This is a genomic window from Mesorhizobium sp. M7A.F.Ca.CA.001.08.2.1, from assembly GCF_003998455.1.
Lineage (GTDB): Bacteria > Pseudomonadota > Alphaproteobacteria > Rhizobiales > Rhizobiaceae > Mesorhizobium > Mesorhizobium ciceri.
Genome location: NZ_RZPW01001478.1, coordinates 1 through 438, shown reverse-complemented (window position 1 = coordinate 438; position 438 = coordinate 1). Strand labels below are relative to the sequence as shown.

Below are 438 nucleotides of genomic sequence, written 5' to 3'. Positions count from 1 at the left end.
GCTGTGCGCAGCCCAGCCAGACTGGCGCTGCTCGATCCATATTGCGGTTTTCGCGAAGCGGCACTTGCCGCACTCGATGCCGCCGGCCGCCGCTACCGCATCGCTGCCGGCAGCGCCAGTCTGGCTGGGCTGCGCACAGCGGTGAACGCCGGTGTCGCACTGACGCTGCGAACGGCCCGCTTTGCCCATTCCGGGATTATCGAGGCGCCGCGCGAGCTTGGCCTGCCGCAGGTGCCTTTGGCTGAGTTCGCCATCCGGCTGCGCGCCGGTGCCGATGGACCGGCAGCCGATCTGGCGACCCTGCTCAGCGGCAACCTTGCCTTGTCGGGCTGAATGCCCAAAGAAATCGACCTTGCGGTCGCCAAGTGGCAAAGAAAAAGCCGACCTTACGGTCGGCTTGGAGTAGGACGGGCCGAGGGGTTTTGGGGGGACTTGGGG

At 66.9% G+C, this 438-nt stretch carries 1 pseudogene; it reads left to right on the top strand.

Annotation, left to right across the window (positions count from 1 at the left end):
• Positions 1–333 (top strand): annotated as a pseudogene (locus tag EN914_RS38080) (LysR family transcriptional regulator); the annotation flags it as partial.
• Positions 334–438 lie beyond the last annotated feature (105 nt).